The 23,931-nt window shown below is 59.8% G+C and carries 19 protein-coding genes; 8 read left to right on the forward strand and 11 right to left on the reverse strand.

Annotated elements, in window-relative coordinates; translation table 11 throughout:
- Positions 1–77 precede the first annotated feature (77 nt).
- The 8 genes from H0S73_RS18930 to H0S73_RS18965 form a co-directional block, all read right to left on the reverse strand.
- Positions 78–4,385: a rhamnosyltransferase WsaF family glycosyltransferase gene (locus tag H0S73_RS18930; protein ID WP_181053603.1), complete on the reverse strand. Its 4,308-nt coding sequence runs from the start codon at positions 4,383–4,385 to the stop codon at positions 78–80.
- 397 nt (positions 4,386–4,782) lie between these two features.
- Positions 4,783–5,655, reverse strand: a complete 873-nt coding sequence (gene rfbA, locus H0S73_RS18935; RefSeq protein ID WP_181054386.1) for a glucose-1-phosphate thymidylyltransferase RfbA — start codon at positions 5,653–5,655, stop codon at positions 4,783–4,785.
- A gap of 61 nt (positions 5,656–5,716) precedes the next feature.
- Entirely contained in the window at positions 5,717–6,298 is a 582-nt protein-coding gene (gene rfbC, locus H0S73_RS18940; RefSeq protein WP_202049830.1) for a dTDP-4-dehydrorhamnose 3,5-epimerase, read from the reverse strand.
- 44 nt (positions 6,299–6,342) lie between these two features.
- Positions 6,343–7,404 carry a dTDP-glucose 4,6-dehydratase gene (gene rfbB, locus H0S73_RS18945; RefSeq protein ID WP_181053604.1) on the reverse strand — a complete coding sequence of 354 codons (1,062 nt, stop codon included), beginning with the start codon at positions 7,402–7,404 and terminating at the stop codon, positions 6,343–6,345.
- 184 nt (positions 7,405–7,588) lie between these two features.
- A complete protein-coding gene (locus tag H0S73_RS18950) occupies positions 7,589–9,610 on the reverse strand; it encodes a glycosyltransferase (protein WP_181053605.1) in 2,022 nt (673 codons plus the stop codon).
- A gap of 130 nt (positions 9,611–9,740) precedes the next feature.
- Positions 9,741–10,508: an ABC transporter ATP-binding protein gene (locus tag H0S73_RS18955; protein ID WP_181053606.1), complete on the reverse strand. Its 768-nt coding sequence runs from the start codon at positions 10,506–10,508 to the stop codon at positions 9,741–9,743.
- Between the two features lie 9 nt (positions 10,509–10,517).
- A complete protein-coding gene (locus H0S73_RS18960) occupies positions 10,518–11,372 on the reverse strand; it encodes an ABC transporter permease (RefSeq protein ID WP_181053607.1) in 855 nt (284 codons plus the stop codon).
- Positions 11,373–11,444: 72 nt separating this feature from the next.
- Positions 11,445–12,752 carry a nucleotide sugar dehydrogenase gene (locus tag H0S73_RS18965; protein ID WP_181053608.1) on the reverse strand — a complete coding sequence of 436 codons (1,308 nt, stop codon included), beginning with the start codon at positions 12,750–12,752 and terminating at the stop codon, positions 11,445–11,447.
- A 379-nt stretch (positions 12,753–13,131) separates the two neighbouring features.
- Here H0S73_RS18965 and H0S73_RS18970 point away from each other — a divergent pair, with 379 nt between their 5' ends.
- Positions 13,132–14,025 carry a glycosyltransferase family 2 protein gene (locus H0S73_RS18970; RefSeq protein ID WP_181053609.1) on the forward strand — a complete coding sequence of 298 codons (894 nt, stop codon included), beginning with the start codon at positions 13,132–13,134 and terminating at the stop codon, positions 14,023–14,025.
- Between the two features lie 108 nt (positions 14,026–14,133).
- Here the strand turns inward: H0S73_RS18970 and H0S73_RS18975 are convergent, their stop codons facing one another.
- The 3 genes from H0S73_RS18975 to H0S73_RS18985 all read right to left on the reverse strand — a co-directional run bounded on the left by H0S73_RS18975 (position 14,134) and on the right by H0S73_RS18985 (position 16,698).
- Positions 14,134–14,457 (reverse strand): hypothetical protein, encoded by a 324-nt coding sequence (locus H0S73_RS18975; protein WP_181053610.1) that lies wholly within the window; start codon positions 14,455–14,457, stop codon positions 14,134–14,136.
- 174 nt (positions 14,458–14,631) lie between these two features.
- The gene (locus H0S73_RS18980; protein WP_181053611.1) at positions 14,632–15,630 is read right to left on the reverse strand and encodes a Gfo/Idh/MocA family protein; all 999 of its coding nucleotides are present in this window, start codon (positions 15,628–15,630) and stop codon (positions 14,632–14,634) included.
- Positions 15,631–15,675: 45 nt separating this feature from the next.
- The gene (locus H0S73_RS18985) at positions 15,676–16,698 is read right to left on the reverse strand and encodes a substrate-binding domain-containing protein (RefSeq protein WP_181053612.1); all 1,023 of its coding nucleotides are present in this window, start codon (positions 16,696–16,698) and stop codon (positions 15,676–15,678) included.
- 207 nt (positions 16,699–16,905) lie between these two features.
- Here H0S73_RS18985 and H0S73_RS18990 point away from each other — a divergent pair, with 207 nt between their 5' ends.
- From H0S73_RS18990 to H0S73_RS19020, 7 genes are all read left to right on the forward strand, one after another.
- On the forward strand, positions 16,906–18,147 hold the full coding sequence (locus tag H0S73_RS18990) for an ABC transporter substrate-binding protein (protein ID WP_181053613.1): 1,242 nt from the start codon (positions 16,906–16,908) through the stop codon (positions 18,145–18,147).
- 131 nt (positions 18,148–18,278) lie between these two features.
- Positions 18,279–19,163 carry a carbohydrate ABC transporter permease gene (locus H0S73_RS18995; protein ID WP_181054388.1) on the forward strand — a complete coding sequence of 295 codons (885 nt, stop codon included), beginning with the start codon at positions 18,279–18,281 and terminating at the stop codon, positions 19,161–19,163.
- Positions 19,160–20,044 (forward strand): carbohydrate ABC transporter permease, encoded by an 885-nt coding sequence (locus H0S73_RS19000; RefSeq protein WP_181053614.1) that lies wholly within the window; start codon positions 19,160–19,162, stop codon positions 20,042–20,044. Before H0S73_RS18995 ends, H0S73_RS19000 begins: the two co-directional genes overlap by 4 nt.
- Positions 20,045–20,047: 3 nt before the next feature.
- Positions 20,048–21,127: an ABC transporter ATP-binding protein gene (locus H0S73_RS19005; RefSeq protein WP_181053615.1), complete on the forward strand. Its 1,080-nt coding sequence runs from the start codon at positions 20,048–20,050 to the stop codon at positions 21,125–21,127.
- Positions 21,128–21,197: 70 nt separating this feature from the next.
- On the forward strand, positions 21,198–21,965 hold the full coding sequence (locus H0S73_RS19010; protein WP_181053616.1) for a sugar phosphate isomerase/epimerase family protein: 768 nt from the start codon (positions 21,198–21,200) through the stop codon (positions 21,963–21,965).
- A 4-nt stretch (positions 21,966–21,969) separates the two neighbouring features.
- On the forward strand, positions 21,970–23,145 hold the full coding sequence (locus H0S73_RS19015; protein WP_181053617.1) for a Gfo/Idh/MocA family protein: 1,176 nt from the start codon (positions 21,970–21,972) through the stop codon (positions 23,143–23,145).
- 34 nt (positions 23,146–23,179) lie between these two features.
- Positions 23,180–23,824, forward strand: a complete 645-nt coding sequence (locus H0S73_RS19020) for a ThuA domain-containing protein (protein WP_181053618.1) — start codon at positions 23,180–23,182, stop codon at positions 23,822–23,824.
- The last annotated feature ends 107 nt before the right edge of the window (positions 23,825–23,931 follow it).

The raw sequence follows: 23,931 nt of genomic DNA on the forward strand, positions 1-23,931 counted from the left end.
TGGCTAGGAGTGGCACTCGCACTGCACTCTCCGTCGCCAATCGGAAATCCGATGTCCGATTTACGCCCTATCTCTCACTACTGGTTTCGCTCGGGAAATACCATTTCCGCGAGCGCATTGTAGTCGAGCAACGGGTGGCGGCATTCCAGCGATGCCACAGTTGCACACGCTGTTATATCCACCAAGTTGACGCGCTTCTTGGCTTCCTCTAGCGCCCTGGCAACGGCCTCCGGGGTGACCTCGTCTATGCTGATAATGTTAGCGGAGCGCTTTGAAAGATCTTTAGATTCATAGCTATTCGTGATCGTCACACAGCCCGCGCTGGCCATTTCTAATGGTGGGTAACTCGGGTGCGGGCTTATCATAAGTGATAGTCCGATCGCTGATCGATTGAGCAGTTCAGCATACTCGTCGAGTGACAACTTCCCCACTACCGAGACATTCTCTAGCTCGCGCACTAGGTCAGGGTTGAAGCCCTCTCCAGCAAGAACGATTTTGTATTGGCAGTTTTCCTCAGGATTGTGAGCTTGCCACTGCCGCACTGCTTCCTGCACGGTTGCGAAGGCGTTCCGTTCGACTGAGGGCCTGCCGTAGGCTAGCACAATCCTTTCTTTCTGGGTTGGACGCAGCTTCGCTTGTATCTTTTCATTCAAGGTGAAGGGAAGCACATAGGTTTCGGAGAAACTGAAGCGCTTACCCAGGAAGTCAGCAAGTTCTTCCGAATTGATCAGAGCGATTGTATCTGCGCCATTTCTATACGTGGCGTCCGCGAGCGCTTGCCGAGTTGACCATGCATAAAAGCCAGGTTCGTAGTCTTGGATAAGATACAGCAGCTTTGAGTTCGTATGGAACAAAGCTCGCTGATCACGCAGAAGGCGAAATCCGAGATCGGCGGTCCACCAAGCTGTTGCCAGGAAAACATCCCTGCTTCGGACCATCAGCGGAGTGAATTGCCGTTCAGCCATACTAACGACCGAAACATCCCCGACATCGTCGTCAGGCTGTACCAAGACACAGGACTTGCGGAGATAGGATGACAATGCAGTGAGCGAATCCCTATCCACGGGATCCGATGTAATTATAATCCTCAAATCTACATTGGTCGTACACGCCATAATGTCGGCGGCACAGCGAAGTGCGCTTGAGACACCGCCGTAGATTTTCTCCGGTTTGGCGGTTGGCAGCAAGAGATTAAGACGAGCCTTTAGACCATTAGATCGAGCCGTCGTTACGGGATAGATCTCGGAGACAGCCTCAAAGAAGGCAGATCGTCGCCCCGAAGTACCTAGGATCTTCGATGAGCGTCGGCTGAGATGATAACCGATATCAGAAACGCTGAGGCGCATGAGGTCGCCGGTCGCCTGTGCACGACGGTTGCTGGCGACGGCACAAACGTGTGTATAGCCGCGGCTCTCAACCAAATATAGCAGAGACCTCTCTATAGCGTGCGCGAGTGTTCCATCGACTTGGCCCAACTCTTCATCAAAATCATCATAGTCTAGGCCTAGTTCGAACAGCGGCTCGATGGCCTCCTTCCGGGCCCAGAACATAGTACTGGTTGGAAACTCAAGCAGATCGTCAGCGGATACATTCACGTTGAGGCGCTTAAGGAGCGCACTGGCTTTATCGAAGTCGTAACCCCAATTCCGCAGCCCCACGACTTCCCTATGGTGATCCGAGTAGACGATGCCAACTCGAGGATCTTCGAACAGGTCCCAAATCGAGCGGACGATTTCCTTCGAACCTAAGAGGTTATCCCGCACATATTTTCCCCAATCCGCGTAACGGCTGTCATGAGGAGATTTTTTGGTGTGAAGGTGGAAGATTAACTCCGCATCGTGAATAAATTTTTTGCCCTCGATAAGGAACGGCGCAACATCGCGGCCGCGATTTGGACAAACAACAGCCTTCCCAGACAAGTGGAGCGCTTCTAGCAGCCGCTCAAGATCATGCCGCTTCTCTTCCGTATCTGTTGTCAAGACAAGGCTTAACTGCAAGTCAAGACTTGCAATCTCACGCAGGATCTCCTCAGCAACATCTGTATAGAAGCAATGAATGACCCCTAAGACTTTCGGCTCCCGTACTTTGGTCGGATTGTCGCCCAAGAATGGTAACACAAGGGATGGATACCTACTGCTTGGTGGATTAAATGCCTGTTGCGCACCATACTCGTTAAAGAGTGCGGGTATCCCTATAGAAGGCTGAGCAGGTGAGTTCGGATCACTCCCCGTCGACTCAGTACTTGAACTGCGCTCACGGACATGCTCATCCAGCATCGCGACAATTTCATCACCAAGAAAATCTCGAACGTCGGGATCTGAGATGCTGACTAAACCGAGCGTAAAAAGCTGGATCTTCAAGAACGGATAGCCATCACGGATCAACGTACGCCAATTGTGTATTGTCGGATTTTCGCGGTTGCTTTTTGCCTCCTCACAATCATAGATTGCCTTTACTTGCAATCCAGCTTCAACAATGCGTTCTGAAAGCGTCAGCTCGACATTGTCGATAAGTTTCTGTTTGTCGAAGTAGCAAGGAATTGAGGCAAGGATTCTGAATGCAGCAGAAGATTTCGACGGTTCCTTAAAGCAGAAGAAATAACTTTGCAGATGGGGCCGGTGCTCCGTGTTTTCAGTAGCAAACACGACGTCCGCCATGGTCGAATCAACCTGTCTCCGCAACTGCGCAATGCCGCCGCGAGGAGCAATGACACTATCATTGGTGAAGATGATTGAACGCGCCGTCTCAACGCCCCCGATCAAACGGACGGCCTGCCTCCACGCACCAAAATCATAGCCCAGGTTCTCGCGTACGATCTGAATCGCGGCAGGAGAAGTCCCGAGATCGCGATGCGATTCAAAGCACCCCGAGTTTGCGATAAGAGCCACCAAGTAGCCAGCATCGTTATACTCGCATGCGAGTTGACGCTGCAACCGTGTCAAGCGCCCGTTTGGACAGTAGCAGACGAGAATAACAACATCCTGCCCGGCAACACTCGCAGTTCGATCAACACGGTAGCGCGCTTCGACATCAGCCGAGTGCTGCTCCCGCGAAAGAGGGACATCTGCAATCTCATGCTTATATGGAGACTTCTGCAATTGGCCCGAAGCAAGCGAGCTCTGCTTCCGAGAGCGTAGAAATGCTATACGCGCAGGGATGCGGTGAGGCGTCATCGCCCACCATACTGCCTTTGCACCTCGACGTAACAGGTTCCGAAGCGGAAGCCTTTGCAGGACGCTGCGAAGAGGGTTAAATGCGCGCCATAGTGTGCTCTGCTGAACCTCGGCCAGCGCCTTCCGCGCAAGCATCTCTCTCTTGTTGGTACGGTTTATCTCTCGCTTCAGTTTTGCCACACGGGCACTGTGCTGAGCGGCGGCTGCGGCCAACTGTGCGGCACTGTCAAGGGCAACATTGGACATTGTCGCGTGCAACTGAGAGATCGCACTGCGCAACTCCTCACCTTCGTTGCGCAGCTTCTCACCTTCGCTACGCAGCTTCTCACCTTCGCTACGCAGCTCCGCGACCTCTATACTCAGTGCATTCTTCTGATGCAGTTCTTCGTGCAAAGCTTGTTCAAGACTCCGCCCGCGCTCCGATGCCTGGCGTGCGGTATAGGCCTCTACCCAACGCGCACCCAACTCGCTGAAACGTTCCCGAACTTTTGCAGAATCGTCTGCTGTGAGCCCCACTAGGGCCGTTACCGACCCGGGAGGCTCAGTCCCAACGACAAGAACTCCGAGTCCGTGGCAGTGGAAAAATTCAAAACCGGCGTAATCTTTCCGCAACTCTTCCCAAAGGCGCCAAACTCCGAAGCCTCGCTCCCGGACGTTTATGTCATGAAATAGGATAACTCCCCGCTTCGACATCTTCGGGAGCCAAGTTTCAAAATCGTGCTTTACAGCTTCGTACGTATGCAGTCCGTCAATATGCAGGAGGTCGATTGAGGCATCCGCAAAGTACTGCAACGCATCGTCGAAAGTGGATCTGATAAGTCTTGAGAAAGAGCTATATCGCGCAGCATTGACGCTGTTCAGTTCCTCAAAGACCTGTTCACCATACTGTCCAGCATGCTCGTCACCCATCCAAGTATCAATCGCGAAGCACCGGGTCCCTAGCCCTTCACGAAGGACTGCCTCACAGAATGCTCCGTAGGATACGCCCGCGTGCGTTCCCAATTCCACGATCGTTCGAGGGCGTGCCGATTTAGTCAGCCAATGAGCGAAAGGAACGTGCCCCCACCAGGCGCTAACAGCTCCGGCCCGAGATGATGGCCAGAAAACGACATCGAGCTCCGGAGCGAGGAGCGAGCCGATAGTACCGTCTTTAGAGCTTCTGGGACCCTGGCTATCAACTTCTCGATCCGCGACAGGAAGGTTCGGGAGCATATATTTCCTTGAAATACGGAGGACTTGAATGCAGGTTTGGATATGGCTTTAAACAATGCCGAGCGTGATTTCAAGCAAGTAGAGCAGATCGCGTGGGGCGTATCTTGGCCCCGCAAATCTGTTCTGTAAGGGTAGACGATAAGCTCCCGTTCTAATGGGAATTATCTGTTTGCACTCTCAAGGCGGATCAATCTCCAACAGGGTAAGTTATCTGAGCTATAATTCCAGCCGCACATCGCGTATTAAGATATCGTTATCTTTGGAGGATTGCCAGTTGAGTATAGAATTTCTGGGGAATGACGTAGAGTATCTATACCCAACTCCTGCGTTCGCTTAATATGCAAGACCCGCTGTGCGAAGCGCGCATTACACAGGCTTGAAGCGACGTCTTCGACCCTCAACGAGACGATGTAGCGATTTGGAGCAAGTACTGTCCATAGGTGCTCTTAGATAGCTTCGTGCCAAGCTCGACGAGCTGCTCACGTTCGATCCAACCAGCGTTATACGCGATCTCTTCAGGGCATGCGATCCTGAAACCTTGGCGCTTCTCCAGAGCGCGTACGAACTCGGCTGCCTCGACTAGGCTGTCCGGCGTCCCGGTATCGAGCCACGCATAGCCGCGTCCCATAAGCTCGACCTGGAGTTGCCCTCTCTCCAGGTAGACACGGTTAACATCGGTAATCTCAAGCTCGCCTCGCGAGGAGGGCTTGAGGTTTGCGGCAATATCGACGACTTGGCTGTCGTAGAAGTACAGCCCAGTCACTGCCCAATTCGAACGTGGAGCTTTCGGTTTCTCTTCGATGGAGATGGCTCTGCCACTGCTGTCAAACTCCACAACACCGTATCGCTCAGGGTCAGTAACGTGATAGGCGAAAACTGAGGCGCCCGAAGGACGGCTGGCAGCCGAACGCAGTAGTTCTGTCAGGCCGTGGCCATAGTACACGTTGTCACCGAGAACGAGAACAGAGGGACCACCCGCGACGAAGTCCGCTCCGATGATGTAAGCTTGGGCAAGCCCTTCTGGCTTGGGCTGTTCTGCATAAGAGAGACGGATTCCCCATTGGTCACCGCTTCCCAGGAGCAGCTTAAAGCGCGGCAGATCCTCGGGCGTCGAAATAATCAGGATGTCCTTCACACCAGCCAGCATGAGCGTGGTCAGTGGATAATAGATCATCGGCTTGTCATAGATCGGAAGCAGTTGCTTCGACGTGACATAGGTCATCGGGTGCAGTCGAGTTCCGCTGCCACCGGCCAGAATAATGCCTTTCATCGATGTGTCTTGTCCCTTGTTCATGAATTGAACCTTGTACAGATCTGCGGCTCAAGCAGGCTTACGAGAAGTAACTTGGCAACTCCGCCAAGATCGGCTGTCGACGATCCTTATCGGAAATCGTTGCCTGCTCGGATGCAACTGGCCAAGCTATGGCCAAAACAGGATCGCTCCAGAGAACTCCATGATCATTAGCAGCGGAGTAGAAGTTAGAAACCTTGTACTGGATTTCGGTGTTTGGTTCGAGAGTACAGAATCCGTGCGCAAACCCAATCGGAATGAGGAGCTGACGTCCATTCTCGGCCGATAGTTCAACAGCCACGTGCTTCCCGTAAGTCGGAGACGATGTGCGAATATCAACAGCCACATCTAGAATGCGCCCTCGAACGACGCGGATCAGTTTGTCTTGAGCGAATGGAGCGCTCTGGAAGTGCAGGCCGCGCACTGTGCCAACTGCAGCCGACATTGAATGGTTGTCCTGCACGAAGTCGATCGTGATGCCGGCCTCTGCAAAACGCTGCCTATTGTAGGTTTCCGAGAAAAATCCGCGATGGTCGCCGAAACGATCAGGCGTAATTATTTTCACGTCGGGGATCGCGGTCGGCTCCACTGTTAACACGTCGTATCTCTCCTCAAACACCATGGCGCCAGGATCCAGCGCCGTACACTTCAGAACGGCAGAGGACCCTAGACGGCCGCTCCCAGCCGTTCACCCCGATACACTCCCGAGCGAATACGTTCCCACCAGGCTTGATTATCAAGATACCACGCGACGGTTTTCCTCAAACCGCTCTCGAAGGTCTCGGCCGGGCGCCATCCCAGTTCGCGCTCAATCTTGCTGGCGTCGATGGCATAGCGCAAATCGTGGCCGGGCCGATCGGTCACATAAGAGATGAGCTTTTCTCGCGGTCCAATCGCATCGCTCGGCGCCATCTCATCGGTAAGGTGACAGATGGAGCGAACGACATCAATGTTCGTGCGCTCGTTCCAACCGCCGATGTTGTAGTTCTCGCCCACCCTACCCTTCTCGGCCACGAGGATCAGAGCCTCAGCGTGGTCCTCGACGTAAAGCCAGTCGCGCACGTTCTCGCCCTTGCCGTAAACCGGCAGAGGCTTTCCCTCGAGCGCGTTCAGGATCATGAGGGGAATGAGCTTTTCGGGGAAATGATATGGGCCGTAGTTGTTGGAGCAGTTGGTGATTAGCGTCGGCAGGCCATAGGTGTGGTGCCAGGCGCGCACGAAATGATCCGATGCAGCCTTCGAGGCTGAGTAAGGCGAGTTGGGCTGATACGGATATTCCTCGTGGAAGAAACCTTCCTCGCCCAAGGAGCCGAAGACCTCATCGGTCGAGATGTGATGGAAACGAAAGGCATCGCGGCGCGCGGCGTCCAGCCTGTTCCAATAGGCCAAGGCCGCCTGGAGCAGTGTGAAGGTGCCTACGACGTTGGTCTGTACGAACTCACCTGGGCCGTCGATCGAACGATCAACATGGCTCTCGGCGGCAAGATGCATGATCACGTCCGGCTGGTACTCGCTGATCACAGCCTGCATCTGTTGGGCGTCAGCGATATCAGCGCGCACGAATCGATAACGATCGCTGCTTGCGACAGGGTTAAGGGAGTCGAGGTTACCTGCATAGGTAAGCTTGTCGACGACGAGCACCTGATGCGACGTGCCCGAAACAAGCTTGCGAACGACGGCCGATCCAATGAATCCGGCGCCTCCAGTGACCAAGTATCTCTTTGCCATAACGTTGCTCTTGTTCATCCCCTTGCGGAACAAGCCTCGCCACTTGGCCCAGGCACCCCGCTTCTCGCGTCGTCGGCAGGGTACTACCCTATAATTGAAACATCGTCCACGCCCTCTGGCTTTGACCCGGCTTAGGGGGCAATAAGCCACATCTCAAGGAATATCAACTTCAGGTTTCAAGACCTTAACTCGGTCGTCCATTCCGCGATGAGTGAGGATTGTGCTCTGCCTTCTTGCGCATCCGCTCCAGCATGGGGTGCCTCTCCACTTGCCGGTAGGCCACCAAGATCTTGTCCGTACCGTGGAGCTCCCGCAGACGTTTCCAGGCTTCAGCCATGTGGACCACCCGCTTCTCCTCATCGATGCTCCGCGACTTGCGATGGTAGACGAAGGTGTTGGTCGCAACGGAAAGTTCAAATCCAGCAGCCAGGGCTCGGAAACAGTAGTCGTTTTCCTCACCGTAGAAGAGCTTGAAGTTCTCATCGTCGAAGAAGCCGATGGATTCGATGACCTCCTTCTTGATGCCGAAGCAGAAGCCATGGATCAGCGGTACGCGGGGCGCGAGATCGGCATCGCTCCAAGTCTCGCAGGCCAGATCGAGATCGGAGGGTGACATTCCTGGCGGCAACAGGTTGATTGCCGTGTTCTTACCCTTCGGCTTGATCTGGGGAATGGATTGTGCCCCTGCGGCATTCGAAAGCGGCCCAACGATGCCGATCCTTGGGCTTCTGTTAGCCACCTCGAGAAGCTTCAGAGCCCAGTTGGGGCTGACAATGGTGTCACTGTTCAGGAGAATGCGAAAATCCGCGGTTCCGGCGGCAAGGCCCCGGTTTGCCGATCGCGTATAGCCCAGGTTCTGGTTGTTGTTGAGTAGGATGACCGACTCCCTGCCCTCAACGAACTCACGCAAATAGGACGACGTCTCCTCATCGGAACAATCATTGACGATGAAGATCCTGTGACTGGGCAGCAGGCACGCCCAAGCGGACTCGAGGCAGAGGCGGACATCTTCCAACGCGTTATGAACGCATACGACAACGTCGATAGGAACCTCGGCCAAGGACTGAAGCCGCTGGTTCTTCACTTCGGCAAAAGAGCGGTTCGCCAGGGGATCTGCAAGCGTGCCCAATTTCAGGAGCCCTTCCGGGACCATCAAGGCCTGTGCGAAGCTGTGCCGAAAATATCGGAAATCCTCGTGATCCCTCACCGAGGCTCCCTGCGGCAGCACCGAAACAATGTCGAGATCGGGACAGCGATAACTCACCCACGCCAGACCAAGCTGATCCCGACGACTGTACCGTTCAATCTGTTGCCACCATAGGTGAAGAGCGGCGGAGGTTTCCTGTCTATTCAGCGGAACGATCATGAAGCCGGTTTCGAACAGAGGCTGCTTGAGGGGCAATCCAGCCTTTCTGTATTCCTCGACCTGCCTGTCGATGAGCTTCGCGGCATCCTTGTTGAGGCGCTTGCAGGCTTCAGCCTCGTCGTAAAAGCATGCGCGATGCGGATGAGCGATGAGGCCGAGATGGGCATCCTTGCCCGCAACCAGTCCGATGTAGCGATGAATATCGCCCTTCAGGATGATGTTGGCGTCGAGCCAAATGGCAACCTCATGACCTGGGAACAGCTCATGCGGGTGGGTCTTAACCCAGCGGGCAATCCGCGTCGGATCGGGATGATAGAACGGTGAGGCGCGCATCTGCCAGACGCCATAACCATTCCGCGGCCGATCCGTGAAGCACACATAATCGACATCGGGATCGATGCGCTCCGGGAGGAGCAGGTTATCGTATTCTCCGAAAATCGCCGTGTAGAGAACAATCTTCCGCCCGCCTGCTACGGACTTTCCATAGGCGGAAATCTGCTCCACTAAGTCGTCTCGGACCTCCCAGCGATTGTCGAACAAAACCCGCACAGTTCGTTTCGGCAATATGACGACCAAAACATCCCTGGATCGGTCTATAGTACGTCGAACCAGGGCGGCTACGCCGGGAAGGCCGCGTGCCAAGGTGCGCAATGGACGCGTTACCATCCAGGATAAGGATCCACGGAGTCCCTTGATCTCGGCTTGCAAGCGACTGATGGTCGCTTGAAGTTCAGTGATTTCCTCCCTTTGCCGCTCCAGTTGCTCATGCAGCGAGGCAGCATTCCCTCCTCCACCAGTATCGGCTTCCTGAGATGATGAATGCAGGGTGTCTTGGGTCATTTATCCAGGCCCTTACCGCTCAGTGTTCAAAAGCGGAAAGAGGCAAGGCTGAGCCTGCTGCACCAGATACGAGTGAAACTCTCGCATCAGGTCACCCGCCTTCATCCGACCGCCTTCCAGCATAGCGGGATCATCCATGGCTGGGGTCGACACCCGCAGAGGCGGAATAGGTTTCGATCACCTCCTCAAGATCTCCGAATGCTTTGATGCGACCATGCTCCAGGAGAACTGCTTTATTGCAGAGGTCCCGCAGAATCTGGTTGGAGTGCGAAGCCAGGACAAGAAGCTTGGATTCCCGCGCGAAGCTCTCCAATTTCTCGTTGGCTTTTCTCAGGAAGCGAGCATCGCCGGTTGCCACGGCCTCGTCCAGTAGCAGGATGTCCGTCTCGACATGGGTTGAGATCGCAAAAGCCAAGCGCGCCCGCATGCCGGAGGAGTAGGTGCGCATGGGCAGGTCGAGAAACTCTCCGAGTTCGCTGAACTCAGAAATGGCATCGGCCTTTTTCTTCAGCTCTGCCTTGCTCATCCCCAAAAAGAGGCCGCGAATGAAGATGTTGTCGTAACCGGTCGAATCCATATCCATGCCGAAGCCGAGATTTAGCAAAGGCGCAACGCGTCCCTGAATCGTTACTCGTCCATGGGTAGGTATAAAAAGCTTGGCCATCACGCGCAGAAGTGTGGTCTTGCCCGCCCCATTGTGACCCAGCAGGGCCAATCGGTCGCCTGCTCCCAAACTGAGCGACACCCGATCGAGGGCACGCACCACCATATGCCCCGACTGTCCTGACGACAGTTGCCCGCCGATGGGCTTTTCCTCCTTAGATGAGCGTCTCCTGTCGGACTTCCAGGCCTGAACCGGGAATTCCATCGTCACATTTTCTAGGTTGATTAGCGCCATATTTCGACCTCAAACCCAGAAGGCAATCCGCTGCCGCCAATGGGCATAAATCGGCAAAGTGATACCCCAGCCAACCGCTGTAATCCCGATAGCGACGATCCAGATCAGAGACGTCGGCGCCTGCCCTAAGAGGGGCGTACGCATAAGCTCGATAAAATAATAGAAGGGGTTGAAGTCTACGAAAATCCTTCGGATTCCGCTAACGCTGTCTGGGTACCAGAGGATTGGTGTTACGAAAAATCCGAGACGCATCGCATTCGGGATCAGCTGACCGAAGTCTCTATAGCGCACGTTGATAAGGCCCAGCAGAAGGCCTACCCAGATCCCATTGACCAACACGAGTGCCAGAGCCGGCAATACGAGAAGAATGTTCGGAAATGGTGAGACTTGGTAGAGGATAAGGACCGCGACATAAACAAGTGAGTTGTAGCCAAGGATGATCAGGTTTTTCCAGAGAAGCTTATAGACATAAACTGTTCCCGGGACGGCGATTTCCCTAATGGCGGCGGCGTTGCTCACGAAGGCATCCTTACCCTCGCTCACCAACGCCTGCAGCAACGTCCAGATCATGTAACCTGCAACGAGATGAGGAATATAGTCGGACATTGGCCGTTCCATGATCCCGCCGTACAAGCCACCGATGCAGATCGCGACGAAAGCCAGGCTGAGCGTGTTCCAGAACGGCCCGATCTCCGAACGACGGTGGCGCATCTGGACCTCACGCCAACCTAGCGTCATCCAAAGTTCGCGCCAACGCCAACCATCTCGAACCTCGCGCAGTACCTCCAGCACTTGCGAACCGACCGTTCTCGACTTCGCTTCCTTGAATCCGTTGTCCGCGCTGGGGCTATCAACCTGCAACACCAAACGTCTTCTCCTTGCGCCCGCTTTCAACGATCAGGCAATGGTACAATTTCAGGATTCCGCACCTGCGGCTCACGCCTTCACCACATTGCGGCGGGCACCCAGGTACCGTCCCCGGGTATCCACGATGAGCTTGGCGTGCCGCTCGATGGCGTCGTAGTCGAACCTGTCGTGGTCCGTGGCCAGCAGCACCAGATCGTAGCCCGCCAGCGTCTCCGGCGTCAGCTCGACGCTTTTGAGATCGAACGCATAGCGCCGCATCTTCGGGAAAGTCGGGACATGCGGATCGCTGTAGGCGATCTCAGCGCCCTTCGCCTGAAGAAGTGTCATCAGCTCGACCGACGGCGACTCCCGCATATCGTCGACATTCTTCTTGTAGGCGATGCCAAGGACGAGGATCTTGCTGCCGCGGATCGGCTTCTCGCGCTCGTTCAGAGCATCGGCGATCTTCTCGACAACCCACTCGGGCATCGTGCTATTGATCTCACCGGCCAGCTCGATGAAGCGCGTGTGAAGGCCGTACTCGCGCGCCTTCCAGGTCAGGTAAAAGGGGTCGATCGGAATGCAGTGACCGCCGAGGCCGGGCCCCGGATAGTACGGAACGAAGCCGAACGGCTTGGTTGCGGCCGCACGGATCACCTCATGGATGTCGATTCCCATGCGATCCGCGATGATCTTCATCTCGTTGACCAGGCCGATATTGACCGCACGATGAATGTTCTCGAGAAGCTTCGTCAGTTCGGCCGCTTGGGTGGAACTCACCGGAACGACCGTGTTGATCACTTGTCCGTAAAGAGCCAGACCAACCTCGAGACAGGCCCGGGTGCTGCCGCCGCAGACTTTCGGAATGGTGTGTGTGCTGAACTTGGCGTTGCCCGGATCCTCGCGCTCCGGCGAGAACACGAGAAACGCGTCTTCGCCTACCGTGAAGCCGGCTTTCTCAAGCCGCGGCCGCAGCTCCTCTTCCGTGGTGCCGGGATAGGTCGTGCTCTCCAGTGACATGACCTGGCCCGCCCTGAGATGCGGAACTAGGGCATCGACCGTGTTCAGGACGAAACTGAGATCCGGTTCGCGGTATTTGTTGAGGGGCGTCGGAACGCATAGGATCAGCGCATCCACGTCGCGGGCGCGAGACAGGTCGGTGGTCGGTTCGAACCCATTCTTAATGGCCCTGGCGATGCCCTCCGAGCCGATGTGCTCGATATAGGTCTGCCCCTGCTTCAGGATATCGACCTTGCTCTGATCGATATCGAAGCCGACGACTCTATATCCGACCTCGGAATACCGAAGAGACAGCGGGAGACCGACATAGCCCAGGCCGACGATGCCGATCACGGCCGTCTTGTCATTCAGCTTCTTCAGCAACGTATCTTTGTGCATCGAAAATCTCGGCTTCAGGCTCGTGGGACAGCGCGCCCCTTCTATCAGGGCATTGATCCGGACCGCATACCTCCGGAAAGCGCTATAGTGCCGCGCCTTTCCCAAGGTAAGGACATTCCAGTCGGCAAGCCTAACTGGAGCCCTTCGGACGCCGCTATACCTCTTCGGCAGTGCTCCAGCAACCCTGGTACCTTATTGGCCTTACGACCGGGATCGGATGCGGCCAGGAATGAAAGCCATGCGTGCGCGGGGCTGCCATGGAGGCGCTGCTGGGCACGATGCTCCGCCCCGAGACCGGAGCAATGCCCTCTGCATCATCCCCAAGCTTGCCCGCGTGTGAACATCGCTTTACTACGCTCGCCTGATCCAGGGGGCTTCCATGCGCATCTTGGCCGTCGCGGTCACTTATAATCCGGAGATTGCGCTGCTGGCCCAGGTGTTGGAGGCGGTGTCGCCCCAGGTGCAGGGTCTCGTCGTCGTCGACAACGGGTCGGCCAATGTCAGGGAAATCAGGCGGATCGTCACTGGGAACGACGGTCAAATTATTGAAATCCCTGGAAATATCGGCATTGCCGCAGCTCAGAACAAAGGCGTCTCTCGGGCCCGGGACGACGGCTTCACCCATGTCCTGCTGCTCGACCAGGATACGGTTCTCGCCCCCGGCATGGTGAGAGATCTGGCGGATCACCTGGATGCCCTCACCCATGGGTCGGAAGCGGTCGCGGCCATAGGGCCGGCCTATTTCGAACTCAACAGCCGGCGGCAAACGAGAGCTTATCGCGCCGACAGGCTTCGTGTCTCGCGGCTCCCCCTGGATGCGGAGACCCGGCCGGTCGCAAGCGACTTCATCATCGCCTCGGGCTCCCTGGTGCCCCTGTCGGTTCTAGAGGCGGTGGGAGGGTTCAAGGAAGACCTCTTCATCGATCTCGTCGACGTGGAATGGTGCTTCCGCGCCCGGGCAGCCGGATACAGGAGCTATCTCTCTCCCACGGCTGCCGTCGAACATCGGCTCGGGAGCGGAACCGTGCAGATCGGAGCGCGCCAAGTAGCCGTCCATGTGCCCATACGGAATTACTACTGGGTGAGAAACGCTCTCTGGCTGGCCCGTCAACCCTACACACCCCTCGCCTGGCGCCTCTATTTCATCAGCCGAAGCTTGGCTTTTCTTGGTACTTATACAGTCATGGCCGATAAGCGGGCGCTCAGACTCAAGCTGATCCTCCGCGGCATTCGTGACAGCGTCGCCGGCCGCCTCGGCCCATTAGGCGGCTGAAGACGGGCCTGATCGCACCTGGTTCTGCGCGAGGGTCAGTCCCAGTTCAGCAGCTCCTCTGCTCGTTCTTAGGTTGCGGCCTCCACATAGACCCGCAGTTCCGGCGCGTTACCGGACGGCCGGAAAGCCAAAGCGCATGCCGTGGTGAGCGAGCGCGGGCTTAGGAAGAGCGCCGCAATCGACCGGAATGAGCCCGGATTCATGCAAAGCAGCGCAACAGAGCCGGGCGATGCTCGGGCTGCTCTCTCGCAGTTCCTGCCCGACCAGCACCTTGTTCCCGGACGCGGCGGCCGAGCCGTCCTCCTTGAGCATCTCGGCAAAAGCCCGGGTATAGGCGAACGCCGGAACGCCGTTCGGCTCGACAACGAGCCCTCGCAGCCCGCTCGTGCCGAACTTCAAGGACGATGGAATGTCTGCTGAATTCTCGCTCATAAGGAGTGTCTGCCTGTCGATTGGGGCCGGTCCCCACCCGGTCATCGAGATCCGGCGCGGGGTGGCCTTCTGTTCCGAGAACATGTCCTCCGTGCAGAGCCGCACAAGTCAATGAATCCAATCGGCTTCGGTGCCGCCCGGCCTCCGCCCCTGGCCAGCACCCCTGCCCCGCTCTCAAACCCGCTCCCACGCCGCCGATGCCTCCGACTGCCGCAGGGCGTCGAGGATGCGCATGTTCAGGACGGCATCGTCCAGGCCGTAGTCCAAAGGCCCGGCGCCCCGGATCGCCCGGCTGAACGCCTCTCCCTGGAGCTGATACTGGTCCGTGGCCGGAAACTCGATGGCCCGGGCGGAGCGGTTGCCGTGGGCGCTGCCGTCGTCCACGAGGATCCGGGTCGGCGCGTCGGGCGGTGCGTTGAAGGGGATCTCGATCTCGATCCGCCCCCTCGTCCCGAGGATCTGGACGCGCTGGTAGGGCACCGCCTGGGTCGAAACCGTGAACGCCAGTTGCCGCCCGGCGCCGAAATCCAGGAGCGCGCTGGCGGTCCGGTCCACGCCGAACGCGGGATCGCGGTCCATGAGGGTGACGACGCGCAGAGGCTCGGCCTCGAAGACATAGCGCCCCGTCACGACGGCATAGCAGCCGATGTCGAGGAGCCCCCCCCCGCCGATATCGGCCTTGTTGCGGATATTGCCCGGGTCGACGTTGAAATAGGAAAAGGCGACCTGGATCGCGCGCGGCTCCCCGATGTCGCCGCTCCGGATGATGTCGCGGGCGCGCTGCCATTGCGGATGGTGGCGCACCATGAAGGCCTCCGCGATCAGCACCTGCGAGGCCGCCTGCCTGAGCTGCTCCGCCTCGCTGGCCGTTACGGCAATCGGCTTCTCGCACAGCACGTGCTTGCCCGCGGCGGCGGCCGCCAGGGTCATGGGCACGTGCAGGTGATTGGGCAGGGGGTTGTAGATCGCCTCGATATCGGGATCGGCGAGCAACGCTTCGTAGGAGCCATAGGCCTTCGCGATCCCGAGCTCCTCCGCCATCGCCCGGGCGGATCCCTCGTCCCGGGATGCGACGGCGGCCACGTCGCAGAGCGGGCTCTTCATCATGCCGGGGGCCACCTTCGTCCGGCCGATTTTCGCGGTGCTCAGGATCCCCCAACGGACCGGCTGCATGGCGTTCTCCTCCTCGTTGAAAAAATGATTGTCGTTTCGGCGCGCTCAGAGCGAGGAGCGCCGCAGGGATTTGTAGTCCTTGTGCAGGACCGGTCCGGTCGTGCCGCGCTCCAGCAGGGTCAACGGCAACCGGATGTTCCAATCGTCGGGCGTCATGCCGTTCTGGATCAGCTTCAGGAGAACGTCGGCCCCGGCCCGCCCCAGCTCGTGCAGGGGCTGCCGGAAGGTGGTGAGCGCCGGCTCGGTGTAGTCGGAAAACTCGATCCCGTCGAAGCCGATCACGGACACATCCTGCGGAACACGGACACGAGCCTCCCGGACGCGCTTGATGAAGCCGATGGCGCTCTCGTCGCAGGCGGCGAAGATCCCCGTGGGACGATCCTTCATCGCCAGGAACGATTCGGCCGCCGAGACGCCCGTCGAGAACACGAAGTATCCTTCCCAGCGCACGAAATCGTCCTCGCCGAAACCGGCCGCCGCGATTCCCTCGCGGAACCCACGGAACCGTTCGTGCTCGATGATCGAAGTCGGCGTTCCCGAGATGTAGCCGAACCGGCGATGCCCGAGCCCGGCCAGATATTCCACGGCCTGGCGGGTGGCCTCGCGATCCTGGACGACGACGTTCGGGATCTTGTCGTCATCGATGGCGGCGCACATGGCCACGATGGGAAGCCCGGATTCCCGCATGTCGCGGGCCCCCTTCTCCGGAATGTACCCCGTCAGCAGAAGAACGCCGTCCACCTGCCGGGACAGGGCAAGATCCACATAGCGGGCCTCGCGCTCCCGGCGGTTGTCCAGGTTGCCGATGATGATGCCGTAGCCAGATTGCGTCAGCTCGTCGTCCACGCCGCGGAGGATCTCGGCGAAGACCGGGTTGGTGAGTCGCGGCGCCACCACCAGCACGTTCATGGTGCGACGGGTGCGCAGCTTCTGCGCCGTGCTGTTGGGGATGTAGCCGCTGCGGCGCACCGCCTCCATCACGAGATCGTGCGTCTTCTGCCTCACCTTTCCCGGTTCCGAGAGGACGCGGCTGACCGTCGCCGTCGATACCCCGGCAAGTCGAGCCACATCGGCAATGCGTATCTCCTTTACGGAGCGCCATCCTTTTCGGCTCATGCAGGTTACCTTCGGGCGCTGGCCAAGATATGTTACCTCCTCTCATAGGAAATGACTTACCTCAACTCGTGTCTTGACTAATCTAAAAAGCCACTACAACCTATATCGCAAGATGTAATCGATTACAAAAATCGATAAAACGCTTCTCGGGAGGAAGCCATGAGCATGAAGACACGCGTTTCCGCGTATACCCTTTCTGTTGCCCTTTTCTGCAGCACCGGAGCGATGGCTCAGCAGATGAAGGCGGAGGTGCTGCATTGGTGGACCTCGGCCGGCGAGTCCGCCTCTGTCAAGGTGTTCGCCGACCAGTTCACCAAGGCGGGCGGCACCTGGGTCGACAACGCCATCGCGGGCGGCGCCAATGCCCGCACGGCCGGCATCAACCGCATGGTGGGCGGCAATCCCCCGACCATGATGCAGTTCAACACCGGCAAGCAGTTCGACGAGCTGGTCAGCAACGGCCTGGTGCGCGACGTGGATGCGATCGCCAAGGCAGGCAAATGGCGCGAGATCATGCCAAAGCCGATCGTGGATGCTACCGTGCGCGAGGGCAAGTTCTTCGCCGTCCCGGTCAATATCCACGGCCAGAACTGGATGTTCTACAACACCAAGGTCTTCGCCGATGCCGGGCTCGAAGTCCCGAAGACCTTCCCCGAGCTGGTCGCGACCGGCGAGAAGCTGAAGGCCAAGGGCATCATCCCGATTGCGCTCGGCGGCCAGCCGAACTGGGAGCACAACCTTTTCCGGGCCGTGCTCGTCGGCCATGGCGGGGCGGACATGTTCCGCAAGCTCTACGGCGCCCGTGACCCGCAGATCGCCAAGGATCCGAAATTCAAGGAATCGGTCGAGCTCTTCGGCAAGATGCGCGCTCTCGTCGATCCCGGCAGCCCGGGGCGCAACTGGAACGACGCCACCGCCCTCGTGATCACCAACAAGGCCGCCATGCACTTCAACGGCGACTGGGCCAAGGGCGAGTTCATCGCGGCCGGCCAGACCGCCGGCAAGGAATACGGCTGCACGGTCGTGGGCCAGGAGCCGAAGCTCCAGATCGGCGGCGACGTGTTCGTCTTCCCGGCCACGAAGGACAAGAGCCAGCTCGCCGTCCAGGACAAGCTGATCGAGGTCATGCTCGATCCCACCACGCAGATCGAGTTCAACAAGAAGAAGGGCTCGATTCCGGTGCGGATGGATGTGGACGTGTCCTCCATGGATGTCTGCGCCCAGAAGTCCCACGCGATCCTGAGCGATCCGGCCAACCAGGTGGAAAGCATGGAGATCCTGAGCACGCCGAACTTCTCCGGCGCCATGCAGGACGCGGTCACCCAATATTGGAACAACCCGAACATGTCGGCGGACGCCTTCATGGAGAAGGTCACCAACGCCATGCGGGACGCGCCCTGATCGGCCGCCCGCCTCGCCCCGGCAACACGGGGCGAGGCACCCATGCCTGAGGTTCGAACACTCTCCATGGAGCCTGTCCGGTGGAAACCATCTCGATCCGCGCTCCCAGCGTCGCCCCGGGCGGCACGAAGATCCGGCGCAGCCTGCGAACGCGCCTGCCCGCCGCCATCGCGCTCCTGCCGACCGCGCTCGTCGTTCTCGTCGTCTATATCGGCTGCATGCTCTGGACGGTGCGGCTCTCGTTCACGAGTTCCACCCTGCTGCCGAAGCTCGATTGGGTCGGCCTTGCGCAGTATAATCGTCTCTTCGTCAATGACCGCTTCGTCACCTCGGCGGAGAACATCGTCATCTTCGGCATCCTGTTCATCTCGGGCTGCCTGATCATCGGCTTCCTGCTCGCCGTGTTCATCGACCAGAACGTGCGCGGCGAAGGCCTCTTCCGGACGGTTTTCCTCTATCCCTATTCCATGTCCTTCGTCGTCACCGGCGTCGCCTGGCAATGGTTCCTCAATCCGGGGCTCGGCCTGCAGAAGCTCGTGCGCGACCTGGGCTTCGGGAGCTTCACGTTCGACTGGCTCGTGAATCAGAGGATGGCAATCTACACCATCGTGATCGCGGGCCTGTGGCACGGGGCGGGCCTCACCATGGCCATCCTGCTCGCCGGCCTGCGCGGCGTCGACAAGGACCTGTGGAAGGCCGCCAAGGTCGACGGCATTCCGACCTGGCGCGTCTACACCTCCGTCGTCCTGCCCCTGCTCCGGCCCATGATCGTCACCGCCGTTGTGCTTCTCGCGACCGGCGTGGTGAAGCTCTACGACCTCGTGGTCGCCATGACGCTCGGCGGCCCGGGCATCGCCACCGAAGTGCCGGCCAAGTTCGTCATGGACCACCTCTTCGAGCGCAACAACATCGCTCTCGGAACGGCCGCCGCGACCATGATGCTGATCACCGTCGTGATCGTCCTCGCGCCCTGGGTCTATGCCCGCTACATCCGCCAGGAAGGGAGGCGCGCATGAGCACCCTCGTGCCTCAGGGCCGCCGCCCGCAGCATCTCACGATCGGCCGCGTCGGCGTCTATGCCTTCCTGGTGACGGCCGCCCTGTTCTTCCTGCTGCCGCTCTGGATCATGGTCATGACCTCGCTCAAGCCCATGGACGAGATCCGGCTCGGCAACATCGTCGCCCTGCCGGCCGCCATGACCTTCGAGGCCTGGAGCAAGGCGTGGTCCTCCGCCTGCACGGGCCTGGAATGCAACGGCATCAGCGTCGGGTTCTGGAACTCGGTGCGGATCCTGATCCCGTCCGTGATCCTCTCGATCGTCGCCGGCGCCATCAACGGCTATGCGCTGTCGTTCTGGCGCGTGAAGGGCGCGAACGTGATGTTCGGCATCCTGCTGCTCGGCGCCTTCATTCCCTACCAGGTCTTTCTCTATCCCCTGGTGCGCATCTTCTCGATGACGGGCATCTACAACTCGCTCACCTGCATCGTGCTGGTGCATGTGATCTTCGGCCTGCCGACGATGACGCTCCTGTTCCGCAACTATTACGCGGGACTGCCCATCGAGCTGTTCAAGGCCGCGCGCATCGACGGCGGCGGGTTCTGGACGATCTTCTTCCGGGTGATCCTGCCCATGTCGACGCCGATCCTGGTGGTGGCTACCATCCTGCAGGTCACCGGCATCTGGAACGACTTCATCTTCGGCCTGACCTTCGCGGGCCGCGAGAACCTGCCCATGACGGTGCAGCTCAACAACATCGTTCACTCGACGCAAGGCGAGCGCGCCTACAACGTGGACATGGCGGCCACCATGCTCGCGGCGCTCGTTCCGCTCGTCGTCTACTTCGTCTCCGGACGCTGGTTCGTCCGCGGCATCGCCGCCGGCGCTGTGAAGGGATAAGGCATGTCGTCCGTTTCCGTTCGCGACGTGACCGTCGCATTCGAAGCCGTCCAGGTGTTCGACGGCCTCTCGCTCGACATCAGCGAGGGCGAATTCATCGTCCTGCTGGGACCATCCGGCTGCGGCAAGTCCACCCTGCTCAACGCCATCGCGGGCCTGCTCGACGTGGCCGAGGGGCAGATCTGGATCAACGGCAGGAACGTCACCTGGGAGGAGCCCAAGGACCGGGGCATCGCCATGGTGTTCCAGTCCTATGCCCTCTATCCGCGCATGAGCGTGCGCGAGAACATGTCCTTCGGCCTGAAGATGGCCAAGACGCCGCGGCCCGAGATCGAGAAGCGCGTCGCCAAGGCGGCCGAGCTGCTGCAGATCGCGCCGCTCCTCGACCGGCGCCCGGACCAGCTCTCCGGCGGCCAGCGCCAGCGCGTCGCCATCGGTCGCGCCCTGGTGCGCGACGCCGCCGTGTTCCTGTTCGACGAGCCGCTCTCAAACCTCGACGCCAAGCTGAGGAACGAGCTGCGCGTCGAGATCAAGCGGCTCCATGCCCGGCTCGGCAAGACCACCATGGTCTACGTCACGCACGACCAGATCGAGGCGATGACGCTGGCCGACCGGATCGTGGTCATGAAGGAGCAGAAGATCCAGCAGATCGGCACGCCCGACGAGATCTATCACCGGCCGGCCAACCTGTTCGTGGCGGGCTTCGTCGGATCGCCGCAGATGAACTTCATCAAGGGCCGCATCGAGAACACCGGCGAGGGCCTGAGCTTCCTTGCGGGCGACCGCCGTCTCTCCCTCTCCGCCTATCCGTTCGCCACCGCGCCGCAGACAGGTCAGGATGTCGTGCTCGGCGTGCGGCCGGAGCATCTGGAGATCGCGCGCGACGGCGCATGGCCGGGCTTCAAGGTCGACATCGTCGAACCCATGGGCGCCGACACGGTCATCTGGTGCAGCGATCCCGTCGGCTCGGTGCAGGTCCGCACCACCGGCAGCCGCAAGGCGATGCCGGGCGAGAGCCTGACGCTCCATATCGACCCCACGCAGGTATCTCTCTTCTCGGCCGAAACCGGCGAGCGCCTGTGATCACACCAACATCGCGACAGATCGCGCCGCGAGGCTCGTCGCGCCGATTTCCACGAACCCTGAGGACCTCATGAGCGTCACGGACATTCTCTCCATTCAACTCTACACCTTGCGATCCCTGGAGGATCTCGACCTGATCCTCGATACGGTCGCGGATGCCGGCTATCGCCACGTGGAGACGGTCGGCTCGCATCTCGACAAGGCCGCGGAGGTCCGCGCGAAGCTCGATGCGCGCGGCCTTAAGGCATCCTCGAGCCACGTCGGCATGGCGGCCCTGCGGGACAAGCCCGACGCCGTCGTGGACGCCTGCAAGACGCTCGGTCTCACGCATCTCTACATGCCGGCGGTCCCGCCCGAGGAGCGCGACATGGCCGCCGACGGCTGGCGCTCGCTCGGCCGCGAGCTCGGGCAGATGGCGGAGCAGTTCAAGGCCAAGGGAATCCGCCTCGGCTATCACAACCACCATTGGGAGCTGAAGCCGAAGGACGGGGCGAAGACGGCCCTCGAACTGATCTTCGAAGCAGCCGGATCGAGTCCTCTCGAATGGCAGGTCGACGTCGCATGGCTCGTGCGCGGCAACGCCAATCCCAGCGAATGGATCGACCGCTACCGCAGCAGGATCACGGCCGCCCACGTGAAGGACATCGCCCCCGCAGGCCGCAACGAGGACCAGGACGGCTGGGCCGATGTGGGTTCCGGCACCCTGAACTGGCGCGAGTTGTGGCGCGTGTGCCGCGATGCCGGGGCCGAATGGATGGTCGTCGAGCACGACAAGCCGGCCGACCCGGCCGCAACCGCCCGCAACAGCTTTGCCTTCCTGCGCACGATCGAGGATTAGGATCATGAACTCCCTCAATGTCGGCATCATCGGATGCGGCAACATCTCCGGCATCTATCTCCGGAACATCCCGGCCTATCGCGGCCTCACCCTGCGCGCCTGCGCGGACATGAAGCCGGAGGTCGCGCAGGCCCAGGCGAGCCGGCACGGCATCGAGGCCCTGACGGTCGATGAGTTGCTCGCCCGCGAGGACATCGACCTCGTGGTCAACCTCACGGTCCCGGCCGCGCATTTCGGCGTCTCGCTCGCGGCGCTTTCCGCCGGCAAACACGTGTTCTCGGAGAAACCGCTCGCGGTCGATTTCGAGCAGGGCCGCAGGCTCGTGGACGAAGCGGAGGCGCGCGGCCTCCATCTCGGTTGCGCCCCCGACACCTTCCTCGGCGCGGGCGGGCGCCTCGCCCGCAATCTCGTGGACGAGGGCAAGATCGGGCGCATCCTGTCCGGGACGGCGTTCCTGATGTCGCACGGCATGGAGCACTGGCATCCGGATCCGGAATTCTTCTTCAAGCCCGGCGGCGGCCCGATCCTCGACATGGCGCCTTATTACCTGAGCACCCTCGTCAATCTCATCGGCCCTGTCCAGCGCGTCGTCGCCATGTCGAGCATCGGTTACCCCGAGCGCATCGTGACATCCGAGTCGCCGCGCAAGGGCCAACGCATCGCCGTCGAGACGCCGACACACGTGATGTCGCTTCTCGAATTCGCCTCGGGCGCGCAGGTCACCTTCTGCATGAGCTGGGACGTGTGGAAGCACAGCCATCCGGCCATCGAGATCTATGGGGCGGAGGGCTCGCTGCGAGTACCGGACCCGAACTTCTTCGGCGGACAGGTGGAGATCACCGAGCGTGGCGGCGACTGGCGCGCAGTGGATTCCAGCGAAATGCCGCTGGGTTCTCCCAACTGGCGCTCGCCGAACTGGGCTCCCGACGTTCCCAACAAGGCGAACTATCGGGCGCTCGGCCTCGCCGACCTCGCAAGCTCCGTTCTGAGCGGCACGCCGCACCGCTCCAGCGGTCGTCTCGGCCTGCACGTTCTGGAGGTCATGCACAGCATCCTCGAAGGAGCGGCCACCGGACAGCCGCGCGCGATCACCACGTCCCTCGAACGGCCGGCCGTGCTGCAGGATTCCGACGCGGCGCTGCTCTGGAAGGGTCTGCCCGAGACGGCGTCCGCCGCCTGAGATCGAGCGACGCAAGACAAGGAAAGTACGAACGATGCGCGAAGCACTCATCGTGTGGGGCGGCTGGCCCGGCCATGAGCCGGAACAATGCGCCGCCATCGTGGCCGGGATGCTGCGGGACGAGGGTTTTCAGGTTCACCTGGAAAACTCGACCCGCGCCTTCGCCAGCCCGCAGCTCTCCACGATGAGTCTCATCGTGCCGATCTTCACCATGTCGAAGATCGAGAAGGACGAGGTGTCGAACCTCTCCCTGGCGGTCCGCGAGGGCACCGGTCTCGCGGGCTTTCACGGCGGCATGGGCGATGCCTTCCGCGAGGCGGTCGAGTACCAGTTCATGTGCGGCGGGCAATGGGTGGCCCATCCCGGCAACATCATCGATTACCGCGTGACCGTCACCCGGCCCGACGATCCGGTCATGCAGGACGTCGGCGATTTCGACTACCGCTCCGAACAATACTACATGCACGTGGACCCCTCGAACGAGGTTCTCGCCACGACGACGTTTTCCGGAGAACATGCGCCCTGGATCGACGGTGTGGTCATGCCGGTCGTGTGGAAGCGCCGCCACGGCCAAGGCCGCGTCTTCTACAGCTCCCTCGGCCATGTGGCGAAGGAGTTCGACGTGCCTCAGATGCGCACCATCCTGCGGCGCGGCATGGTGTGGGCGGCGCGGGAGTGAAACGCGGCGCGTTGCTCGCGCAAGGCGTCGGCACCCACCACGTCATGACCGGGCTTGTCCCGGTCATCCCAATCGGCAGAGCGCGACGCTTCAAGTCATCGGGATCA

This window comes from Microvirga mediterraneensis, from assembly GCF_013520865.1.
GTDB lineage: Bacteria > Pseudomonadota > Alphaproteobacteria > Rhizobiales > Beijerinckiaceae > Microvirga > Microvirga mediterraneensis.

Coding starts and splice junctions, on each gene's coding strand:
- H0S73_RS18930 (WP_181053603.1), bottom strand. CDS start 4,385: ATGCTCCCGAACCTTCCTGTCGCGGATCGAGAAGTTGATAGCCAGGGT.
- rfbA (WP_181054386.1), bottom strand. CDS start 5,655: ATGAAAGGCATTATTCTGGCCGGTGGCAGCGGAACTCGACTGCACCCG.
- rfbC (WP_202049830.1), bottom strand. CDS start 6,298: ATGGTGTTTGAGGAGAGATACGACGTGTTAACAGTGGAGCCGACCGCG.
- rfbB (WP_181053604.1), bottom strand. CDS start 7,404: ATGGCAAAGAGATACTTGGTCACTGGAGGCGCCGGATTCATTGGATCG.
- H0S73_RS18950 (WP_181053605.1), bottom strand. CDS start 9,610: ATGACCCAAGACACCCTGCATTCATCATCTCAGGAAGCCGATACTGGT.
- H0S73_RS18955 (WP_181053606.1), bottom strand. CDS start 10,508: ATGGCGCTAATCAACCTAGAAAATGTGACGATGGAATTCCCGGTTCAG.
- H0S73_RS18965 (WP_181053608.1), bottom strand. CDS start 12,752: ATGCACAAAGATACGTTGCTGAAGAAGCTGAATGACAAGACGGCCGTG.
- H0S73_RS18970 (WP_181053609.1), top strand. CDS start 13,132: ATGCGCATCTTGGCCGTCGCGGTCACTTATAATCCGGAGATTGCGCTG.
- H0S73_RS18975 (WP_181053610.1), bottom strand. CDS start 14,457: ATGAGCGAGAATTCAGCAGACATTCCATCGTCCTTGAAGTTCGGCACG.
- H0S73_RS18980 (WP_181053611.1), bottom strand. CDS start 15,630: ATGCAGCCGGTCCGTTGGGGGATCCTGAGCACCGCGAAAATCGGCCGG.
- H0S73_RS18990 (WP_181053613.1), top strand. CDS start 16,906: ATGAGCATGAAGACACGCGTTTCCGCGTATACCCTTTCTGTTGCCCTT.
- H0S73_RS19000 (WP_181053614.1), top strand. CDS start 19,160: ATGAGCACCCTCGTGCCTCAGGGCCGCCGCCCGCAGCATCTCACGATC.
- H0S73_RS19005 (WP_181053615.1), top strand. CDS start 20,048: ATGTCGTCCGTTTCCGTTCGCGACGTGACCGTCGCATTCGAAGCCGTC.
- H0S73_RS19010 (WP_181053616.1), top strand. CDS start 21,198: ATGAGCGTCACGGACATTCTCTCCATTCAACTCTACACCTTGCGATCC.
- H0S73_RS19015 (WP_181053617.1), top strand. CDS start 21,970: ATGAACTCCCTCAATGTCGGCATCATCGGATGCGGCAACATCTCCGGC.
- H0S73_RS19020 (WP_181053618.1), top strand. CDS start 23,180: ATGCGCGAAGCACTCATCGTGTGGGGCGGCTGGCCCGGCCATGAGCCG.